Source organism: Streptomyces sp. KPB2 (assembly GCF_003950055.1).
Lineage (GTDB): Bacteria > Actinomycetota > Actinomycetes > Streptomycetales > Streptomycetaceae > Streptomyces > Streptomyces salinarius.
The window spans coordinates 6606113-6622253 of sequence record NZ_CP034353.1; the positions used below are offsets into that span (position 1 = coordinate 6606113).

Annotated in this window: 16 protein-coding genes; 9 read left to right on the plus strand and 7 right to left on the minus strand. The window is 73.1% G+C overall.

All coding sequences use genetic code 11. The features are described 5' to 3' along the window. Positions 1-2 precede the first annotated feature (2 nt). The 5 genes from argC to D1J63_RS29865 are packed head-to-tail and all read left to right on the plus strand — an operon-like array spanning position 3 to position 4848. On the plus strand, positions 3-1031 hold the full coding sequence (gene argC / locus D1J63_RS29845) for an N-acetyl-gamma-glutamyl-phosphate reductase (protein ID WP_125633106.1): 1029 nt from the start codon (positions 3-5) through the stop codon (positions 1029-1031). Then, positions 1028-2179, plus strand: coding sequence for a bifunctional glutamate N-acetyltransferase/amino-acid acetyltransferase ArgJ (gene argJ, locus D1J63_RS29850; RefSeq protein WP_102927796.1), 1152 nt, complete (start codon positions 1028-1030; stop codon positions 2177-2179). The genes argC and argJ overlap by 4 nt, the downstream gene beginning before the upstream one ends. Further along, positions 2176-3096 (plus strand): acetylglutamate kinase, encoded by a 921-nt coding sequence (argB, locus tag D1J63_RS29855; RefSeq protein ID WP_125633108.1) that lies wholly within the window; start codon positions 2176-2178, stop codon positions 3094-3096. The genes argJ and argB overlap by 4 nt, the downstream gene beginning before the upstream one ends. Next, a complete protein-coding gene (locus tag D1J63_RS29860; protein ID WP_102927798.1) occupies positions 3093-4301 on the plus strand; it encodes an acetylornithine transaminase in 1209 nt (402 codons plus the stop codon). The genes argB and D1J63_RS29860 overlap by 4 nt, the downstream gene beginning before the upstream one ends. 7 nt (positions 4302-4308) lie before the next feature. Beyond that, positions 4309-4848 (plus strand): arginine repressor, encoded by a 540-nt coding sequence (locus D1J63_RS29865; protein ID WP_007447727.1) that lies wholly within the window; start codon positions 4309-4311, stop codon positions 4846-4848. 26 nt (positions 4849-4874) lie between these two features. On the opposite strand, the gene D1J63_RS29870 is transcribed toward D1J63_RS29865, so the two are convergent. The 6 genes from D1J63_RS29870 to D1J63_RS29895 form a co-directional block, all read right to left on the minus strand. Continuing rightward, the gene (locus D1J63_RS29870; protein ID WP_125633110.1) at positions 4875-5567 is read right to left on the minus strand and encodes a haloacid dehalogenase type II; all 693 of its coding nucleotides are present in this window, start codon (positions 5565-5567) and stop codon (positions 4875-4877) included. Between the two features lie 60 nt (positions 5568-5627). Beyond that, positions 5628-6371, minus strand: coding sequence for an FAD:protein FMN transferase (locus tag D1J63_RS29875; RefSeq protein ID WP_125633112.1), 744 nt, complete (start codon positions 6369-6371; stop codon positions 5628-5630). A gap of 217 nt (positions 6372-6588) precedes the next feature. Next, entirely contained in the window at positions 6589-7365 is a 777-nt protein-coding gene (locus D1J63_RS29880; protein WP_164713033.1) for an FMN-binding protein, read from the minus strand. A gap of 27 nt (positions 7366-7392) precedes the next feature. Next, the gene (locus D1J63_RS29885; protein WP_164713034.1) at positions 7393-8775 is read right to left on the minus strand and encodes a ferredoxin reductase family protein; all 1383 of its coding nucleotides are present in this window, start codon (positions 8773-8775) and stop codon (positions 7393-7395) included. A gap of 88 nt (positions 8776-8863) precedes the next feature. Beyond that, complete coding sequence (locus tag D1J63_RS29890; protein ID WP_125633114.1) at positions 8864-9583, minus strand: L,D-transpeptidase family protein; 720 nt, start codon at positions 9581-9583, stop codon at positions 8864-8866. 3 nt (positions 9584-9586) lie between these two features. Continuing rightward, positions 9587-10174, minus strand: coding sequence for a pyridoxamine 5'-phosphate oxidase family protein (locus D1J63_RS29895; RefSeq protein ID WP_102929881.1), 588 nt, complete (start codon positions 10172-10174; stop codon positions 9587-9589). A gap of 119 nt (positions 10175-10293) precedes the next feature. Between D1J63_RS29895 and argH the strand changes: the two genes are divergently transcribed. The 4 genes from argH (at position 10294) to D1J63_RS29915 (ending at position 14988) form a co-directional block, all read left to right on the plus strand. Beyond that, positions 10294-11721 carry an argininosuccinate lyase gene (argH, locus tag D1J63_RS29900; RefSeq protein ID WP_102929882.1) on the plus strand — a complete coding sequence of 476 codons (1428 nt, stop codon included), beginning with the start codon at positions 10294-10296 and terminating at the stop codon, positions 11719-11721. Positions 11722-11839: 118 nt separating this feature from the next. Beyond that, positions 11840-12811 carry an aldo/keto reductase gene (locus D1J63_RS29905; protein ID WP_125633116.1) on the plus strand — a complete coding sequence of 324 codons (972 nt, stop codon included), beginning with the start codon at positions 11840-11842 and terminating at the stop codon, positions 12809-12811. Between the two features lie 96 nt (positions 12812-12907). Continuing rightward, positions 12908-13459 carry a TetR/AcrR family transcriptional regulator gene (locus D1J63_RS29910; protein ID WP_240798631.1) on the plus strand — a complete coding sequence of 184 codons (552 nt, stop codon included), beginning with the start codon at positions 12908-12910 and terminating at the stop codon, positions 13457-13459. Beyond that, a complete protein-coding gene (locus D1J63_RS29915; protein ID WP_125633120.1) occupies positions 13456-14988 on the plus strand; it encodes an MFS transporter in 1533 nt (510 codons plus the stop codon). The genes D1J63_RS29910 and D1J63_RS29915 overlap by 4 nt, the downstream gene beginning before the upstream one ends. A gap of 79 nt (positions 14989-15067) precedes the next feature. Here D1J63_RS29915 and D1J63_RS29920 read toward each other — a convergent pair whose 3' ends face one another. Continuing rightward, positions 15068-15688 carry a lysophospholipid acyltransferase family protein gene (locus D1J63_RS29920; RefSeq protein WP_232249631.1) on the minus strand — a complete coding sequence of 207 codons (621 nt, stop codon included), beginning with the start codon at positions 15686-15688 and terminating at the stop codon, positions 15068-15070. Positions 15689-16141: the final 453 nt, after the last annotated feature.

Here is a 16141-nt window from a genome sequence, read left to right on the forward strand (position 1 = left end):
CCATGGCGGTACGTGCGGCGGTGGCCGGAGCGAGCGGGTATGCGGGCGGTGAGCTGCTGCGCCTGCTCCTGACCCACCCCGAGATCGAGATCGGCGCCCTGACCGGCAACTCCAACGCGGGTCAGCGGCTCGGCGCGCTTCAGCCGCACCTGCTGCCGCTGGCCGACCGGGTGCTGGAGCCGACCACGGCGGACGTCCTCGCGGGGCACGACGTCGTCTTCCTCGCGCTGCCGCACGGGCAGTCCGCCGCCGTCGCCGAACAGCTCGGCCCGGAGGTCCTGGTCGTCGACATGGGCGCCGACTTCCGGCTCAGGGACGCGGCCGACTGGGAGACGTTCTACGGCTCCCCGCACGCCGGCACCTGGCCCTACGGCCTCCCCGAACTTCCGGGTGCCCGCGCCGCGCTGGAGGGGTCCAAGCGCATCGCGGTGCCCGGTTGCTACCCCACGGCCGTGTCCCTGGCCCTCTTCCCGGCGTACGCCGCGTCGCTGGCCGAGCCCGAAGCGGTGATCGTCGCCGCCTCCGGGACGTCCGGGGCCGGCAAGGCGGCCAAGCCGCACCTGCTGGGCAGCGAGGTCATGGGCTCCATGTCGCCGTACGGCGTCGGCGGCGGCCACCGGCACACCCCCGAGATGATCCAGAACCTCGGCGCGGTCGCCGGTGAGCCGGTCACCGTCTCCTTCACACCGACCCTCGCACCGATGCCCCGCGGCATCCTCGCCACCTGCACCGCGAAGGCGAAGCCCGGTGTCACCGCCGAGTCGGTGCGGGCGGCCTACGAAAAGGCTTTCGCCGACGAGCCCTTCGTGCACCTGCTGCCCGAGGGACAGTGGCCCGCGACCGCCTCCGTGTACGGCTCCAACGCCGTCCAGGTGCAGGTCGCGTACGACGCCGCCGCGGGCCGGATCATCGCCGTCGGCGCCATCGACAACCTGGCCAAGGGCACCGCGGGCGGTGCCGTCCAGAGCATGAACATCGCCCTGGGTCTCGACGAGACCACCGGACTGACGACGATCGGAGTTGCGCCGTGAGTGTGACGGCAGCAAAGGGATTCACGGCGGCGGGCATCGCCGCCGGGATCAAGGAGAGCGGCAACCCCGACCTGGCCCTCGTGGTCAACACCGGCCCCCGACGCTCCGCCGCGGGCGTCTTCACCTCCAACCGCGTCAAGGCCGCGCCGGTCCTGTGGTCCGAGCAGGTGCTCAAGAGCGGTGAGCTGACCGCCGTCGTGCTCAACTCCGGCGGCGCCAACGCCTGCACCGGGCCCAAGGGCTTCCAGGACACCCACGCCACCGCCGAGAAGGTCGCCGACGTGCTCGGGACGGGGGCGGGCGAGGTCGCCGTCTGCTCCACCGGGCTCATCGGCGTACTGCTGCCCATGGACAAGCTGCTCCCCGGCGTGGAAGCGGTCGCCGGTCAGCTCTCCGAGCACGGCGGCGAGAAGGCCGCCATCGCCATCAAGACGACGGACACCGTGCACAAGACGTCCGTCGTGACGCGGGACGGCTGGACCGTCGGCGGCATGGCCAAGGGCGCCGGGATGCTCGCCCCGGGGCTCGCCACGATGCTCGTCGTGATCACCACCGACGCCGACCTGGAGACCGAGGCCCTGGACCGCGCCCTGCGCGCCGCCACCCGCGTCACCTTCGACCGGGTCGACTCCGACGGCTGCATGTCCACCAACGACACGGTGCTGCTGCTCGCCTCCGGCGCCTCCGGCGTCGCCCCCGAGTACGACGCCTTCGCCGAGGCCGTCCGCACCGTCTGCGACGACCTCGGGCAGCAGCTCATCCGGGACGCCGAGGGCGCCAGCAAGGACATCAAGGTCGAGGTCGTCAACGCCGCGACCGAGGACGAGGCCGTCCAGGTGGGCCGCACCATCGCCCGCAACAACCTGCTCAAGTGCGCCATCCACGGCGAGGACCCCAACTGGGGCCGCGTCCTCTCCGCCATCGGCACCACCGACGCGGCCTTCGAGCCCGACCGGCTGAACGTCGCCATCAACGGCGTCTGGGTCTGCAAGAACGGCGGCGTGGGCGAGGACCGCGAGCTGGTCGACATGCGCTACCGCGAGGTGCACATCGTGGCCGACCTCGCCGCGGGCGATGCCACCGCCACCATCTGGACCAACGACCTCACCGCCGACTACGTCCACGAGAACAGCGCGTACTCCTCATGAGCGACGGAACGAGCAACGCACCCACGCGGAAGCACACCGCGCTGCCCAAGGCCCAGATCCTCATCGAGGCGCTGCCCTGGCTGACCCGGCACCACGGCAGGACCGTCGTCATCAAGTTCGGCGGCAACGCCATGATCGACGAGGACCTCAAGGCCGCCTTCGCCCAGGACGTCGTCTTCCTGCGCCACGCGGGCCTCAAGCCCGTCGTCGTGCACGGCGGCGGACCGCAGATCAGCGCCGCCCTCGACAAGCACGGCATCGTCAGCGAGTTCAAGGCCGGCCTGCGCGTCACCACCGAGGACGCCATGGACGTCGTACGGATGGTGCTCGCCGGGCAGGTCCAGCGGGAGCTGGTCGGGCTGCTCAACCAGCACGGACCGCTCGCCGTCGGCCTCACCGGCGAGGACGCGCACACCCTCACCGCCACCAAGCACCAGCCCGAGATCGACGGCGAGCTCGTCGACATCGGACGGGTCGGCGAGATCACCGAGATCGACACCGGCGCCATCGAGGCCCTGCTGGCCGACGGCCGCATCCCGGTCGTCTCGTCGATCGCCCGTTCCCAGGACGACCACCATGTCTACAACGTCAATGCTGATACGGCGGCTGCGGCACTCGCTGCGGCGCTCGGCGCCGAGACTCTCATGGTCCTCACCGACGTCGAGGGCCTCTACGAGGACTGGCCGCACTCGGACGAGGTGATCAGCCGTCTCACCGCGTCCGAGCTGGAGAAACTGCTGCCCGACCTGGCCAGCGGCATGGTGCCGAAGATGGAGGGCTGCCTGCACGCGGTGCGCAACGGCGTCACCACCGCCCGCGTCATCGACGGCCGGGTCCAGCACTCGATCCTGCTGGAGATCTTCACCGACGAGGGGATCGGCACGATGGTCGTGCCGGACGAAGAGGGGGAGTCGTGAGCAACGCGGAGCTGACCGAGCGGTGGCAGGGCACGCTCATGAACAACTACGGCACGCCGCGCCTGCCGCTGGTGCGCGGTGAGGGTTCCCGGCTGTGGGACGCCGACGGCACGGAGTACCTCGACTTCGTCGGCGGCATCGCGGTCAACGCGCTCGGCCACGCCCACCCGGCTGTGGTGGACGCCGTGAGCCGGCAGATCGCCTCCCTCGGCCACGTCTCCAACCTCTTCATCGCCGAGCCGCCCGTCGCCCTCGCCGAACGGCTGCTCCAGCACTTCGGCCGCGACGGCAAGGTCTACTTCTGCAACTCCGGCGCCGAGGCCAACGAGGGCGCCTTCAAGATCGGCCGGCTGACCGGCCGCCCGCACATGGTCGCCACGCAGGGCGGATTCCACGGCCGCACCATGGGCGCCCTGGCCCTGACCGGCCAGCCCGGCAAGCAGGAGCCCTTCCTGCCGCTGCCCGGCGACGTCACACACGTGCCGTACGGCGACCCGCAGGCCTTGGCCGCGGCCGTCACCGAGGAGACGGCGCTGGTGATCATCGAGCCGATCCAGGGCGAGAACGGCGTCGTCGTCCCGCCCCCCGGCTACCTGAAGGCGGCCCGCGCCATCACCGCCGCCACCGGCGCGCTGCTCGTCCTGGACGAGGTGCAGACCGGCGTCGGCCGGACCGGGCACTGGTTCGAGTACCAGGCCCACGAAGGCGTCCTGCCCGACGTCGTCACCCTCGCCAAGGGCCTCGGCGGCGGACTGCCGCTCGGCGCGACGATCGCCTTCGGCCGCGCCGCCGACCTGCTCCAGCCCGGCCACCACGGCACCACCTTCGGCGGCAACCCGGTCGCCTGCGCCGCCGGACTCGCCGTCCTCGACACCATCGCCGACGAGGGGCTGCTGGACAACGTCAAGCGGCAGAGCGAGAAGCTGCGGGGCGGCGTCGAAGCCCTCGGCCACCCGCTCGTCGCCCACGTCCGGGGCGCCGGACTGCTCCTGGGTATCGTGCTCACCGAGCCGCTCGCCGCCCGGGTGCAGCAGGCGGCTCAGGACGCCGGAATCCTGGTGAACGCGCCCGCGCCCGATGTCGTACGGCTGATGCCCGCGCTGAACCTCGGCGACGACGTGGTGGACGCGTTCCTCGGGGCGCTGCCCGGCATCCTTGACCAGGCCGCCGAGACGGCCCACGGGGACGGACGATCCGGAGAATGAGACGACGATGAGCCACGCGCAGGAGCACGAGCAGACGGCCGGGCCCGCCCTGCCGCAGACCCGCACCGCACGCCACCGCCGGATCGTGGACATCCTCAACCGGCAGGCGGTCCGCTCGCAGAGCCAGCTGGCGAAGCTGCTCGCCGACGACGGGCTCACCGTCACCCAGGCGACGCTCTCCCGGGACCTGGACGAGCTGAACGCGGTCAAGATCCGCAACACCGACGGCGACCTCATCTACGCGGTGCCCAGCGAGGGCGGCTTCCGCACCCCGCGGGCACCGCTCGGGGAGTCGGCGAAGGAGGAGCGGATGCGGCGGCTCTCCGCGGAGCTGCTGATCTCCGCGGAGGCGTCCGCGAACCTCGTGGTCCTGCGCACCCCTCCGGGTGCGGCGCAGTTCCTCGCCTCGGCCATCGACCAGGCGGAACTGCACGACATCCTGGGGACGATCGCGGGCGACGACACGCTGATGCTGATCAGCCGGGAGCCCGCGGGCGGGCAGGCCCTGGCGGACCACTTGCTGCGGCTGGCCCAGAACGGGGGCTGAGCGGGGAGCACGGCGCTGCCCGGCGGTCAGCCCTCCGTCAGCGCCGCGGCCAGCTCGTCCAGACCGTCCACGGCCCAGTCGAAGGCGTCCGTGGGCGTCGGCGGGTCGCCGACCGGACGCCCGACGTAGGCGGTGCGCATCCCCACCGCCCGGGCACCGCGCAGGTCCCAGGCGTGGGCGGCGACCATCAGCACCCGCTCGGGCGGGCAGCCGGCCGCGGTGAGGGCGAGCCGGTAGACCTCGGGCGCGGGCTTGTACACGCGGGCGTCCTCGGCCGACAGGGCCTGGTGCCAGCGCAGCCCGGCGTGCTCGTTGAGGCGGAGCAGGGTCGCACGGGAGGCGTTGGACAGGCCCACGACCGGGAACCGCTCGGCCAGCCGCGCGAGCCCGGAGACGGAGTCGGGCCACGGCTCCAGACGCCGCCCCGCACCGGCCAGCCGCGCGACGGCGTCCGCGTCGGTCAGCCCGGCGTGCCCGGCGACCCGCTCCGCCGCCTCGCGGTCCAGGACCCCCGAGTCGGCGTACGGCCGCTTCCCGGCGTTGACGCGCCGTATCTCCTGCTCGACGTGCTCCTGCCAGACCGTCAGCCACCGGTCGACGGACGCCTCGTCGGCACCGGGCACCGCCTCCCGCAACGCGGTCCGCAGTCCCCCCGGTTCGTCGACCATCGTGCCGAGCACGTCGCACACGACGACCTCGACACCGCGCACTTCCGCCATTCCGGGCTCCTCCCACGTACGGACGCCTGCCCGGCGGCGCCGGTCACCCGTGGGCCGGGTTCAGCCCAGCCACGCCGCCAGACCCCCAGTACACCGCACCTCGTCCCCCGCCGTGATCAGCAGCCCCTCGACGCCGGGCAGCGACTCGAGCCACCGCAGCCCGTCCCGCGCCCCCATCGCGAACGCCGCCGTCGCCCAGCAGTCCGCCCAGGTCAGCCGGGGCGCGACCACCGTCACGGACAGCAGGTCGGTCACCGCCGAGCGCCCGGTGCGCGGGTCGACGACATGCGCGCCCCGCTCGGCGGAGCCGGACGTCGCCACGGCCAGCTCCGCCGCCCCCGCCGCCGACACGACCGCCGCGAGGCCGCCGGGCCGCAGCGGGTCCGACACCCCGACCCGCCACGGCCGCGCCGCCCCGGGCGTACCGAGCAGTTGCACGTCCCCGCCCCCGTTGACGCTGACCCCGCTCGCACCGGCGACCATCGCCGAGATCCGCCGCGCGGCGCGCTCCACGGCCCAGCCCTTGACGATGCCGGTCGGATCGAGCCGTCCCCCGTACCGCGTGCTGAACCAGCCGTCGCTCACCCGCTCCGCCTCCGCCGCCAGTTCCAGCACCTCGGCGACCTCCGGCGCACAAGCCTCGACGGTCAGTTCGCCGCGCGCCAGCCGCGAGATGTCGCTGCCGTCCCGGTAGGTGCTGAACACCTCGTCCGCCCGGTGCAGTCCGGCGACCGCCTCGGCCAGCGCCGCCCGTACCGCCGCGGGTTTCCCGCCGCGGACGTCGAAGGAGAAGACGGTCCCCATCGCCTCCTCCACGTGACGCACCGCGACGGGAGTTTGTGCGGCCCCGGCCCGGGACGCGGCCCCGGCCCGGGACGCGGCCCCGGCCCCGGACGCGGCCCCGGCCCCGGACGCGGCCCCGGACGCGGACCCGGCCCCGGACGCGGCCCCGGACCCGGACTCCGGCTCGGTCCCGGACGCGCCCTTGGACCCGGACCCGGACTCGGTCCCGGTCCCGGGGTCAGCCACCGGCCCGGTCCAGTGCCGACTGGAGGGACTGTTTGTACCCGGCGCTGGTGTAGGTGGCGCCCGACACCGCGTCGATGTCGGCGTTGCCCGCGGCGACGGCGGCCCGGTCGAGCTTCGGTACGGCGTCGGCCGTCACCTGGTCGCTGCGGCCACCCTTGGGCGCCTGCAGCGTCTCGACCCCGGTGATCTTCCCGCCGCTGACGGTCACCCGGACCTGCACGGGGCCGTACTGGGTCTGCGCGGCGTCACCGGTGAGCACCTGCGTGCCCTGCCCGGCTCCGGCGCCCTCCTCGGCGGCTCCGGCTCCGGCGTTGGAGCCGGCCGCCGCAGCCGCCTTGTCGAGGGCCGACTGGAGTGACTTCACGTACCCGGCGCTGGTGTAGGTGGCGCCCGACACCGCGTCGATGTCGGCGCTGCCGGCCGCGACCGCCGCCTGGTTCAGCTTGGGCACGGCGTCGGCGGTGACCCGGTCGCTCTGCCCGCCCTTGGGTGCCTGCACGGCCTCGGCCCTGGTGATCTTCCCGTCGCTCACGGTGAGCCGGACCTGCACGGGGCCGTACTGCGTACTGGCCGCGTCACCCGTGACGGTGCCGGCTCCGGCGCCCCGGCCGCCCTGCGGCGACTGTGCGGCCACGGGCGGCACCGCGCCGCCCGCCGCAGAGGCGGAGCCCGGGTCGGACGCCGGTTTCAGCGACAGCAGCAGCACGATCCCGGACACGGTGGCGGCCCCGGCGAGCACGGCACGCCGAACGGGGTGGCTTTTCCTCATGGGTCCTGGACTCCTGATGTCCGTCGCTCACATCTCGAACGACTCGTGGTGGATACGGCGGGCGGGGACCCCCGCGCCGCGCAGTGCCTCGTACACCGACTGGGCGAAGCCGGGCGGCCCGCACAGGAAGACGTCGTGGCGCTCGACGTCCGGGATCTTCCGGGCCAGGGTCTCCGCGGAGATGTCCGGGCGCTCCCCGTCCGGGCTGTTGACCGCGTACATCAGCCGGGCGCCGCGCTCGTCGGCGATCCCCGCCAGCTCGTCCCAGAGCGCCAGGTCCTGGGTGCTGTTGGCCCGGTAGAGCAGCGTGATGTCGCCGGACGCGCCGGGCAGCGTCTCGAACAGGGCCCGCATCGGCGTGATCCCCACCCCGCCCGCCACCAGCAGCACCTTGCCGCGGCTGCGGCGCTGGGCGGTCAGGGCGCCGTACGGGCCCTCCGCCCACACCCGGGTGCCGGGCTCCAGCTCGCGCAGCCGGGCGCTGTGGTCGCCGATGGCCTTCACGGTGATCCGGAGCAGGTCCGGACGGGGCGCCGCCGACAGCGAGTACGGGTGGGAGCTGAACCGCATGCCGGGCGCCAGGAACCGCCAGCGGAAGAACTGCCCCGCCTCGGCGCCCATCCGGTGCAGCCGGCGCCCGCCGATCAGCACCGACACGATCCCGGGCGTCTCCTCGATCACCGCCTCCACCCGCATCCGGTGCCGCAGGTTGAGCCGGAGGGGGGTCAGGGCCCGGTACCAGAGCACCAGGGCGGTCACGGAGCCGTACAGCGCGTACCAGACGGTCCTGGCGAGCGGCTCGACGGCGAAGTCGTTGCCGGTGGTCAACTGGTGCCAGAAGGTCAGGAACACCGCCGCGTAGGTGAGCAGGTGCACGTGGTACCAGGCGTCGTACGGGATGCGGCGGCGCACGGGGCCGGCGGACAGCAATCCGATGACGACCAGCAGGCCGGTGCCGACGGCGGCCTTGCCCATGTCGGGCAGCTGGTTCACGGAGTCGACCGTCTGCGCGACGATGTCGCCGAGGCCCTTGCCGGCCTGCGCCGCGTAGCCCCACATGATCAGGAAGACGTGGGCCAGGACCAGGCAGAGGGTGTAGCGGCCGGTCATGGCGTGCCAGCGGGCGACCCGGTCCGACCCGACGCGCCGCTCCAGCGCCGGGACCCGGGCCATCTGGAGCACCACCAGCGCCATCAGGTACCCGGCGAGCAGGCCGGTGATCCGGCCCGCGCCGAGAATCCTGCCGGTGTCGTCGGAGATGGCGGGCGTGTTGCGCCACCACAGCCACAACACGCCCGCCGCGCCCGCCCACACGGCGAGCAGCAGGGGGACGGCGGGGGAGCGGCGCGGACGGATGCGCCGCATCGTCTGACGGCGGGCGGCACGGCCGCCGGCGAGCGTGGTGGTCACGGTTCCTCCGTGGGGACTTGGCCCTTGGCCCACAGATACGCGCCGTGCCGGTCGAGCGTTCAGCCCGCGCCGGTCGTGCCCTCCGGATTCAGTAGCGGGTGATCGCCGTCGCCCCGCCCGAGGTCCCGATCGCGAGGTGCGGCCGTTCCTCCGGCTCGGCCCACCGCAGGATCCGCCGCATGGCGTCCTCGGGCACCGATACGCAGCCCGCCGTCGCCCCGCGCCCGTCGACGTGCAGGAAGATGCCCGCGCCGCGGCCGCGCACCGGGCGGTCGTAGTTGAAGCCGACGACCAGGGCGTACGCGTACTGGGTCCGGTACGTGACCAGGTGCTCGGCCTCGGCGGCGCGGCAGTCGGCGGGGCGCGGCTCGGTCCAGCGGTTGTAGGAACGGGAGGCGTTGTCCTGGCACCACCAGGAGTCCTGCCGGACGGGCCGGTACGGGTACGCCGTCCCGTGCGGCGCCGCCTCGATGCCGAAGGCGTACGGCAGGTCGTACAGCCCGGTCGGCGTGGTGTTCGTGCCCTGGACGCGCGTCGCCCCTTCGGTGAGTCCGCCGGAGCCGAAGCGGGCGGGCGCGGAACCGGCCGCCACCCAGCGGCCGTCGCCGCCGCTCCCGCGGTCCCACCAGGTGACGGTGCCCGTGGTCGATCCGGTGTCCGGCGCGACCGCGGTGATCAGCTGGGTGCCGCCGCCGGTGTCCGTCATCCGGGCCGGCAGCGGCCGGGCGGCGGACCCGTCGGCGGGAGCGGCACCGAGCGTGAGGAGGGAGGCGGAGACGAGGACGGCGACGAGGACACCGGGGCGCATGGCTCAGACGGTAGACGGGGGCAGGGGAAGCGGCAGCCCGGGGAGGCCGTCAATGCTGTGGGCGATGTGCTCCTTCTTGGTGAAGTAGGCGCTGAGCGAGGCGTCGTCCTCCCGGGCGAACCGTTTGCCGTGCAGGTCCCGGTCGCTCTCGTAGGCCATGAAGGGGACGGCGTAGCCGCAGGTGTCGCGGATGAGTTCGGCGTGCACGACGATGACCGCGCGCAGGCCGTGCACGCTGGTGTCGATGTCGGGGAAGTGGGTGAGAAGCTCCGGGAAGCGGGGATCGTCGCGGAAGACCGGCTCGCCGCGGCCGTGCACCCGCACGATGTTCGGCGGGCCCTGGAAGGCGCACCACATCAGGGTGATGCGTCCGTTCTCCCGCAGGTGGGCGATGGTCTCCGCGTTCGAGCCCGCGAAGTCGAGGTAGGCCACGGTGAGTTCGTCGAGCACCGCGAAGCAGCCGGTGAGGCCCTTGGGGGACAGGTTGACCGTGCCGTCGCCGGCCAGGGGAGCGGTGGCGGTGAAGAAGAGGGGCTGCGCCTCGATGAAGGTGCGGAGTCTGCCGTCTATGCGCTCGTAAGTCTTTCCCATGCCTAACGATTATGGGGGTGCGGGGTGTGGCGGGGGCAGTCGAGCAGCGAGATTGACGAATCATGCAGAGTTCTGCATACTCATGCATGACAGTGATCGTACGGTGAGGAGCGACCCAAGTGAGCAGCAACAGCGGTGACGTCCGGCTCTGGGGCGGCCGTTTCGCCGACGGTCCCGCCGAGGCCCTGGCCAAGCTGTCCGCGTCCGTCCACTTCGACTGGCGGCTCGCGCCCTACGACATCGCCGGTTCGCGGGCCCACGCGCGCGTGCTGCACAAGGCGGGCCTGCTCACCGAGGACGAGCTGACCCGGATGATCGCCGGGCTGGACCGGCTGGAGGCGGACGTCGCCGACGGCTCCTTCACCGGCACCATCGCCGACGAGGACGTCCACACCGCCCTGGAGCGGGGCCTGCTGGAGCGCCTCGGCCCCGACCTCGGCGGCAAGCTGCGCGCCGGCCGCTCCCGCAACGACCAGGTGGCGACCCTCTTCCGCATGTACCTGCGGGACCACGCCCGCACCGTCGGCGGTCTGATCGCCGACCTCCAGGACGCGCTGATCGGCCTCGCCGAGGCCCACCCGGACGTGGCCATGCCCGGCCGCACCCACCTCCAGCACGCCCAGCCGGTGCTCTTCGCGCACCACGTGCTCGCCCACGTCCAGGCGCTGGGCCGGGACGCGGAGCGGCTGCGCCAGTGGGACGAGCGCACCGCCGTCTCCCCCTACGGCTCGGGCGCGCTCGCGGGCAGCAGCCTCGGCCTGGACCCGGAGGCCGTCGCCCGTGACCTCGGCTTCGAGCACGGCAGCGCCGGCAATTCCATCGACGGCACCGCCTCCCGGGACTTCGTCGCCGAGTTCGCCTTCATCACCGCGATGATCGGCGTCAACGTCTCCCGGATCGCCGAGGAGATCATCATCTGGAACACGAAGGAGTTCTCCTTCGTCACCCTCCACGACGCCTTCTCCACCGGCTCCTCGATCATGCCGCAGAAGAAGAACCCCGACATCGCCGAGCTGGCCCGCGGCAAGTCCGGACGGCTGATCGGCAACCTGACCGGCCTGATGGCGACCCTCAAGGCCCTCCCGCTCGCCTACAACCGCGACCTCCAGGAGGACAAGGAGCCGGTCTTCGACTCCATCGACCAGCTGGAGATCCTGCTCCCCGCCTTCACCGGCATGATGGCCACCCTCACCGTGCACCGCGAGCGGATGGAGGAGCTGGCCCCGGCCGGGTTCTCGCTCGCCACCGACATCGCCGAGTGGCTGGTCAAGCAGGGCGTGCCGTTCCGCGTCGCGCACGAGGTGGCCGGCGAGTGCGTCAAGGTCGCCGAGGCCGACGGCAAGGAGCTGGACGAGCTGACCGACGAGCAGTTCGCCAAGATCTCCGAGCACCTCACCCCCGAGGTGCGCACCGTGCTGAACGTCCCCGGCGCCCTCGCCTCCCGCAGCGGACGCGGCGGTACGGCGCCCGGCGCGGTCGCCGTCCAGCTCGCCGAGGTGAAGGCGGACGTGGCGGCCCAGCACGCCTGGGCGGACGCCAAGAAGTAGCGGCACGCGGCGGCCGCCGGTGTGCCCGGAGGGCATCGCGGTTACGTTGGTCAACAGCTCAGCAGCCCAACGGCTGAGCGGCGCAACAGCTTCAGCAGCCGACCGAACGGAGCCCGCGATGCCCTTCGCCCGCCTGGCCGCGGCGACCACCCCCACCTGTCACATCGGACTGGGTCTCGCCGCCGTCGGCCGCCCCGGCTACATCAACCTCGGCCGCGACCGCGACCTGCCGGCCGACAGGACCGTCGAGGCGCTGCGCGAACGCACCCACGACCTCCTCGACGCCGCCTACGCGCAGGGCGTGCGCTACTTCGACGCGGCCCGCTCCTACGGACGCTCCGAGGAGTTCCTCGCCGACTGGCTCCGGGACCGCCCCGACGTCGACGACGTGGTCGTCGGCAGCAAGTGGGGCTACACCTACACCGCCGACTGGTCGACCGACGCCGAGAAGCACGAGGTCAAGGACCACGGCGTCGCCACGTACGACCGCCAGCGCGCCGAGACCGACGCCCTGCTCGGCGACCGGCTCGACCTCTACCAGATCCACTCGCTCACCCCGGACAGCCCGGCCCTCACCGACAAGGACCTGCACGCGAGGCTGGCCGAGGCGGCCGCGCAGGGCAGCACCATCGGCTTCTCCACCAGCGGCCCCGCCCAGGCCGACGCCATCCGCGCCGCGCTCGCCGTGACCGTCGACGGCGAGCCCCTCTTCCGTACCGTCCAGTCGACGTACAACGCGCTGGAGACCTCCGCCGGTCCCGCGCTGGCGGAGGCGCACGAGGCCGGGCTCACCGTGATCGTCAAGGAGGGCATGGCCAACGGCCGCCTCGCGGACCAGTACGCGCCCTCCGTCCTCAAGGCCGTCGCGGAGGAGACCGCGCTGGGCTGCGACGCGGTCGCCCTCGCCCTGATCCTGCGCCAGCCCTGGGCCGGCGTCGTGCTGTCCGGCGCCGCGACCGTGAACCAGCTGGGCTCCAACCTGCACGCCGCCGTCGTCGACCTCGACGGCGACCAGGTGGCACGCCTCGGCACCCTCGTCGAGACCCCCGGCGCCTACTGGGAGCGGCGCGGACAGCTGCCCTGGCACTGAGACCGCCGGGCTCCCCGGATCCGTGACCGCCCCGAGCGGTGAGTTACGCGCACTCCGAGTGAGACAAAAATGTCTCATGTGGGTTATCGTTGTCTCATGGCCGTCGATCGTGAACACGTACTGCGCAGCGCCGCCACCCTGCTGACCCGGAAGTCCACCGCGACCATGGACGAGGTCGCCAGGGCCGCCGGGATCAGCCGGGCCACGCTGCACCGGCACTTCGCCGGGCGCGACGCCCTGGTGCGGGCGCTGGAGTCGCTGGGCATCGCCGAGTGCGAGGCCGCCCTCGCGGCGGCCCGCACCGACGAGGGCCCGGCGGCCGACGCGGTGCGCCGACTGGTCCGCGAGATGGAACCCTCCGCCGCTCTGCTCGCCTTCCTCTACACCGAGAACCAGCTGTTCGAGGGCGAGGAGCAGAACGAGGGCTGGGCCCGCATCGACGCCGGCCTCACCGAGCTGTTCCGCAGGGGCCAGGAGGGCGGCGAATTCCGCATCGACCTCACGCCCGCCTGGCTCACCGAGGCGCTGTACGGCCTGCTGGCCTCCGGCGCCTGGGCGGTGACCGAGGGCCGCGTGGCCCGCAACGACTTCACCCACATGATCGCCGAGCTGCTGCTCGGCGGCGCGCTCCGGAGAGAGGAACCATGAACCGCACCCTGCAGCCGGCCCGCCCGACCGAGGCGGTGAGGCGCCCCGGCCGCTGGCTGGCGCTGTCCGTCCTGGTGCTGGCCGTGCTGCTGGTGGCCGTCGACGCGACCGTCCTCGGTCTCGCGACCCCCTACATCAGCGAGGACCTCGCCCCCTCCGGCACCCAGCTGCTCTGGATCGGCGACGTCTACTCGTTCGTCATCGCCGGCCTGCTCGTCTCCATGGGCAGCCTCGGCGACCGCATCGGCCGCAAGCGGATCCTGCTCGTCGGCGCCACGGCGTTCGGCGCGATCTCCGTCCTCAACGCCTACGCCCACACCCCCGAGGTGATGATCCTCGCCCGGGCCCTGCTCGGCGTCGCGGGCGCCACCCTGATGCCCGCCACCCTCGCCCTGATCCGCAACCTCTTCCACGACCCGCGTGAGCGCAGCCTCGCCGTCGGCATCTGGGGCGCCACCGCCTCCGCGGGCACGGCGGTCGGTCCGATCGTGGGCGGGTTCCTGCTGGAGCACTTCTGGTGGGGCTCCGTCTTCCTGATCAACCTGCCCGTGATGGCCGTCCTGGTCGTCGTCGGCGTGAAGCTGCTTCCCGAGTCCCGCAACCCGAACCCGGGCCCCTGGGACCTGCTCAGCGTCGTCCTGTCCCTGGTCGGCATGGTCGGTGTCGTGTACGCCGTGAAGGAGATCGCCGCCCACGGGTTCGCCTGGGCCACGCTCGGCGCGGGTCTGCTGGGCGCCGCCGCGCTCTACGGCTTCGTCCGCCGCCAGCTGACCATGCCGGTCCCGCTGCTGGACATGCGGCTGTTCGGCAACCGCGGCTTCAGCGGCGCGGTCCTGGCCGACCTGCTGACCATCCTGGGCCTGTCGGGGCTGGTGTTCTTCCTCTCCCAGTACCTGCAACTCGTCCAGGGCAGGCGGCCCTTCGAGGCGGGCCTGGCCGAACTGCCCGCCGCCGTCGGCGCGGTGGTCGCCGGTCTGATCGCCGGCCGTGCGGCCCGGCGCTTCTCGGTCCGTGCCGTGGTCTCCGGCGGACTCGCCGCCGTCGGCCTCGCGCTCGCCGCGCTGACCGTCATCGGACAGCACACCGGCTACCCCCTGCTCGGCACGGCCCTGCTGGTCGTCGGCCTCGGCGCGGGCTTCGCGTTCACCGTCACCGCCGACGTGATCCTCTCCAGCGTGCCCGGGGAACAGGCGGGCGCCGCCTCCGCGGTCTCCGAGACGGCGTACGAACTCGGCGCCGCCCTCGGCATCGCGGTGCTCGGCTCCATCGTGACGGGCGTCTACCGCGACTTCACCGGCCCCGCGGGCACCCCGGACGCGGCCCACGAGTCACTGGGCGGCGCGGTGGAGGCCGCCGCGCAGCTGCCCGGCCCCACCGGTCAGGCGCTGCTGGATTCCGCCCGGCAGGCCTTCGTCGACGGTCTGACCCTCGCGGCGGGCGTCGGCGCGGCGGTGCTCCTGGCCGCCGCCGCGGCGGCCTGGTTCCTGCTGCGGGGCCAGCGCCTGGAGGACGGGGTGGAACACCCGTAGCGGCGCCACCGCGCACCCACGCGACACGGCGGACCACCCATCGGGCGGCCCGCCGTGTCGCGTACGGGGTTTCGCGGAACTACGCCGCCTTCGCCTTGCTCGCGTACATGTCCACGTACTCCTGGCCGGACAGCCGCATGACCTCGGTCATCACGGAGTCGGTCACCGCCCGCAGGACGTAGCGGTCGCGGTCCATGCCCTCGTAGCGGGAGAACTCCATCGCCTCGCCGAAGCGGACCGTGACCTTGCCCGGCCGGGGCAGACCCGCGCCGCCCGGCTGGAGCTTGTCGGTGCCGATGACGGCGAACGGGACGACCGGGGCGCCCGTCATCAGGGTGAGCCGGGCGATGCCGGTGCGACCGCGGTAGAGACGGCCGTCGGGGGAGCGGGTGCCCTCCGGGTAGATGCCGAAGACGTGGCCCTCCTCCAGGATGCGGCGGCCGGTCATCAGCGCCGCCACCCCGCCCCGGCCGCCGTCCCGGTCGACCGGGACCATGCCGACCCCGGTGAAGAACCAGGCCATCAGCCGCCCCTTGAGGCCCTTGCCGGTGACGTACTCGTCCTTGCCGATGAAGAAGACCTGCCGGTCGCAGGTCAGCGGCATGATCACCGAGTCGATGAAGGTGAGGTGGTTGCCGGCCAGGATCACCGGACCGTCGCCCGGGATGTTCTCCACACCCTCCACCCGTGTGCGGAACATCAGGCGCATGATCGGACCGAGCACTGCCTTGATGAACACGAAGCGGGACAACGGGCCCTCCGGTGTCGGGGATGCGGTATGAAGTCTGTGCAGGTGAGGACATTACTCGCGGTCCGGGGGGTCACGCACCTCGGGTTGTCCCGGGGCCGCGCGGGGTTGACGCGCGTTCACCTGCGGAGCCGGGGCCCCGCGCGCGACCGCGACCCCGCCCGGATGTGAGGCAGGTCGCGTCCGCGAGCACCGGAGCGGCGTTCCGTGGTGCGGACACGGCCCGGATCCAAGCACACGCGGCGCGCGCACCGCGTGAGGCGCGCCGCCCGGGCGACACCACCGGGGCCTGTGCCTCCCGCCTACCCCGGCACGCCGTCGGCACACCGGCCGTCCGCCCGCCCACGGCCTCACGCACCCGCGACCCGACACCTCCACGCACCCGTGTGTTCCCGCCGCGGTCTC